Annotated in this window: 3 protein-coding genes; all 3 read right to left on the bottom strand. The window is 73.5% G+C overall.

The annotated features are described in order from the left end of the window. Window positions 1–211 precede the first annotated feature (211 nt). The 3 genes from AC07BF_RS37665 to trpS all read right to left on the bottom strand — a co-directional run bounded on the left by AC07BF_RS37665 (window position 212) and on the right by trpS (window position 3,091). The gene (locus AC07BF_RS37665) at window positions 212–886 is read right to left on the bottom strand and encodes a nucleoside/nucleotide kinase family protein (protein WP_478334595.1); all 675 of its coding nucleotides are present in this window, start codon (window positions 884–886) and stop codon (window positions 212–214) included. 31 nt (window positions 887–917) lie between these two features. Then, window positions 918–1,874 (bottom strand): S66 peptidase family protein, encoded by a 957-nt coding sequence (locus tag AC07BF_RS37660; protein WP_363583532.1) that lies wholly within the window; start codon window positions 1,872–1,874, stop codon window positions 918–920. A 161-nt stretch (window positions 1,875–2,035) separates the two neighbouring features. Then, entirely contained in the window at window positions 2,036–3,091 is a 1,056-nt protein-coding gene (gene trpS, locus AC07BF_RS37655) for a tryptophan--tRNA ligase (protein WP_478334594.1), read from the bottom strand. Window positions 3,092–3,370: the final 279 nt, after the last annotated feature.

Raw genomic sequence — 3,370 nt, 5'->3', positions numbered from 1 at the left:
GCGGCTTGACGCCCCGTCCGACGTTTCAAACTCTAGCCGATCCCCGCTCCGAAAAGCGAATCGACCGCAATCCAATAAAACGAACACGCCGAATAAGAACCAAGCCGCGACAAGACGCGACCCAGCCCGAACCAGGAAATGGTGTTTCAAAAGGATTGGCCGCCCCGGGACCGTCCGCGCCGATGCGTGTCCGGTGCTCCCTGCCGAGCGACTAGAGAACACTACCCCTGGTCGGCGTCGCGGGCAAGCCGCTGCCGGCGACGGTCCGGGTGCAGAGTGCGCGGCCGGCTTTCACGTACTCGCCGTTGGGGTGGTCGTTGCCGGTCACCCAGTGGCGGGCGGTGGCCTCGTCGCGGCCGCCGTCGCGGTGGCGGCGGAGCAGGCGCTCCTCGCGGAGGGCGTCGTCGGTGTCCACGTACCAGAGTTCACGCAGCAGGCGGCGGGCCTCCGGCCACGGGGTGTCGGTGGAGGCGAGGTAGTTGCCCTCGGTGATGACGAGGCGGGTGTGCGGGCGGACGACGTGGCGGGCGGCGACCGGTTCGTCGAGGGTGCGGTCGAAGTCGGGGGCGTAGATGTCCTGGAAGCGGTCGGCGGCGATGCGGCGCAGCAGGGCGACGTAGCCGTGGGCGTCGAAGGTGGCGGGGGCGCCCTTGCGGTGGGTCAGGGCGAGGCGGTCCAGTTGGGCGGCGGACAGGTGGAAGCCGTCGAGCGGGACGTACGCGGCGCTGCCGGGGCCCTCGGCGCGTTCGATCTCGGCGACCAGGTGCCGGGCCAGGGTGGACTTGCCGGCGGCGGGCGGGCCGGCAAGTCCGAGGATCGTGCGGGCGTTGCTGCCCGGGCCCCGGAGGAAGCCGAGGGCGAGGGCGGTGAGGCGGTCCTCGTTCATGGCCGCACCCTACTCACCTCCGGCACGGGCCTCACCGCTCGGCGAGGGCGGGCACCTCCAGGGTGAGGGTGCCGGCGTCGGCGTCGAGGACGGCGGGGACGCCGAGCGGGACGGTCAGGGTGGAGGGGCAGTGGCCGAAGCCGAGTTCCCAGATGACGGGTATGCCGAGCGGGCCGAGGCGGTCGAGCATGACGTCCCGGACGCGGTCGAGCCGTCCGCAGCCGTCCCAGGAGCCGAGCGCGATGCCGGCGACCCCGTCGAACGCACCGGAGCGCAGGAACTGGGTGAGGAGCCGATCGAGCTGGTACGGCTGCTCGTGGACGTCCTCCAGGATCAGGATGCCGCCGGCGTAGGAGGGCCGGGCGGCGGGCGTGCCGCGCTCGGCCGCGAGGACGTGGAGGCAGCCGCCCGCGGTGACGCCCCGGGCGCGGCCGGGGACGAGGGTGGTGGCGGTCAGTGAGGTGAGCACGGTGGTGGCCGTGGGCTCGAAGAGGGTGCGGCGCAGGTGCTCGGCGGTCGGTCCGTCGGTGATGAAGGAGCCGGCCGCGCTCATCGGCCCGTAGAGGGTGGCGATGCCGAGCCGCTGGGCGAAGGCCTCCTGGAGGGAGGAGACGTCGCTGAAGCCGATGAACGGCTTGGGCGGGACGGCGCGCATGGCGTCCCAGTCGAGCAGGTCGACCATGCGGTGGACGCCGTAGCCGCCACGGGCGCAGATGACGGCGTCGACGGTGGGGTCGAGCCAGGCGGACTGGAGGTCGGCGGCGCGGTCGGCGTCGGTGCCGGCGAGGTAGCCGAGGGTGGGGTGGGCGTCGAGGACGTGCGGGCCGACGGTGACCCGCAGGCCCCAGGAGCGGAGGACCGCGCAGCCGTCGGTGAGCCGTTGGGAGTCGATCGGGCCGCTGGGGGCGACGACGGCGATGTGGTCGCCGGGGCGCAGGTGTGGCGGGCGGGTCAGACCCTGGCCGGGCGTGGTCGGGTGCTGGTCCATGGGCCGGGACGCCTTTCGGGGGAGGCCGGGTACGGGCGGCCTCGGCGTGGTCGAGGCCGCCCGGTGACGATATGCCCCCGTGTCGACGGGCCGATGTCCGCGAGCCGACGTCTTCGGGCCGAAGGTGCCCCGAAGGTGCGCCGGAGGTGCGGGGCGGTTCTTCAGATCGCCCCCATCACCTTCCTGACCTCGTCGAGGGTGGCGTCGGCGACGGCGTTGGCGCGTTCGGCCCCGTCGCACAGGACCTGGCGCAGGTGGCCTCGGTCGGCGGCGAGTTCGGCGCGGCGGGCGCGCAGGGGGCGGAGGTACTCGTTGACGGAGTCGGTGACGGTGCGCTTGAGCGCGGCGGCCCCGCCGTCACCGATTTCCTCGGCGATCTCCTCGGGTGCGCGGTCCTGGCAGAGCGCGGCGAGCAGGATGAGGCCGGAGACCTCGGGCCGGTTGGCCGGGTCGTAGTCGATCCGACGGTCGGCATCGGTCCTGGCGCCGCGGATGATCCGGGCGGTCTCGTCCTCGGTCGCGCCGAGGGGGACGGAGTTGCCCCGGCTCTTGCTCATCTTGCCGCCGTCGGTGCCGAGCAGCAGCGGGGCGTCGGAGAGCAGTGCGCGGGGGGTGGGGAAGACGGCGCCGCCGTCGGCGTGCGGGTAGCGCTCGTTGAAGCGGCGGGCGATGGTGCGGGCGACTTCGAGGTGGGGCAGCTGGTCCTGGCCGACCGGCACGAGGTTCGCCTTGCAGAAGAGGATGTCGGCGGCCTGGTGGGCGGGGTAGGTGAACATCAGCCCGTTGACGGCGGACTGGCGGGAGTGCGCGATCTCGTCCTTGACGGTGGGGTTGCGGTTCAGTTCGGCGACGCTGACCAGGCTGAGGAAGGGCAGCAGCAGTTGGTTGAGGGCGGGGACGGCGCTGTGCGCGAAGATCGTGGCGCGGTCGGGGTCGAGGCCGGCCGCGAGGTAGTCGAGAACGAGGTTCTCGGTGTGCTCGGCGAGCCGGTCGGCGATGTCCCGGTCAGTGATGACCTGGTAGTCGGCGATCACGACGAACATCTCGACGCCCTGGTTCTGGAGCTGGACGCGGTTGTACAGGGTGCCGAAGTAGTGGCCGAGGTGCAGCGGTCCGGTGGGGCGGTCCCCGGTGAGGACGCGGTGGCCGGCCGGATCGGCGGTGAAGGTGGCGGTGGTCGCCACGGACGGGGTCGTCGCGGTCGTCTCGGTGGTCATCGGGTTTCTCCTCGGTACGGCGGTGGTGGCGGCCGTCCGGGGCGGGGGCCCGTTCCGTGGGAAACGCGAAAGGGCCGTCCATTCCGGACGGCCCTGGTCAAGCGGGTGGGGGGGGGGGGGGGGGGGGGGGGGGGGGGGGGGGGGGGGGGGCGGGGGGTGGGGGGGGGGGGGGGGGGGGGGGGGGGGGGGGGAGGGGGGAGGGGGGGGGGGGGTGCGCGTGGTGCCGAGCTGCGCCATCCGGCTACTACGCCAGCATGGCCGGCCGAGTGGTCGTGGTGG

This window comes from Kitasatospora sp. NPDC043950 (assembly GCF_056435345.1).
This window is presented reverse-complemented; position numbering and strand designations above follow the sequence as displayed.

Coding starts and splice junctions, on each gene's coding strand:
- AC07BF_RS37660 (WP_363583532.1), bottom strand. CDS start 1,874: ATGGACCAGCACCCGACCACGCCCGGCCAGGGTCTGACCCGCCCGCCA.
- AC07BF_RS37665 (WP_478334595.1), bottom strand. CDS start 886: ATGAACGAGGACCGCCTCACCGCCCTCGCCCTCGGCTTCCTCCGGGGC.
- trpS (WP_478334594.1), bottom strand. CDS start 3,091: ATGACCACCGAGACGACCGCGACGACCCCGTCCGTGGCGACCACCGCC.